Origin of the sequence: Pseudomonas agronomica (assembly GCF_025917275.1) — a bacterium.
Lineage (GTDB): Bacteria > Pseudomonadota > Gammaproteobacteria > Pseudomonadales > Pseudomonadaceae > Aquipseudomonas > Aquipseudomonas agronomica.
In genome coordinates this window covers 1-459 of sequence record NZ_JAOSHO010001050.1, presented here as the reverse complement: position 1 = coordinate 459, position 459 = coordinate 1, and the positions used below count along the sequence as shown (strand labels likewise).

At 64.7% G+C, this 459-nt stretch carries 1 pseudogene; it reads left to right on the top strand.

The features are described from left to right. Positions 1-447 (top strand): annotated as a pseudogene (locus OC610_RS28840) (MBL fold metallo-hydrolase); the annotation flags it as partial. Between the last annotated feature and the right edge of the window lie 12 nt (positions 448-459).

Here is a 459-nt window from a genome sequence, read left to right as displayed (position 1 = left end):
CTGCACGTGCCCGGCCACACCCCGGCGGACATGGCTTACCTGATCGATGGCGACGTGATCCTGGTGGGCGACACGCTGTTCATGCCCGACGTGGGCACCGCCCGCTGTGACTTTCCCGGCGGCAATGCCCACCAGCTCTACGCCTCGATCCGCAAGTTGCTGGCCTTCCCTGCCGGTGTGCGGCTGTACGTGTGCCACGACTACCCGCCGGAGGGACGCGAGCCCCAATGCATGAGTACGGTGGGTGAGCAGCGCCAGCACAATGTCCACATTCACGATGGCATCGACGAAGCCGCGTTCGTGGCCATGCGTACCCAGCGCGACAAGACGCTGGGAATGCCTACGCTATTGCTGCCGGCGATCCAGGTGAACGTGCGGGCGGGACACCTGCCGCCGGCCGAGGACAATGGCGTGACCTACCTGAAGATTCCGATTAACCAGCTCTAGGAGCTTGGGGCT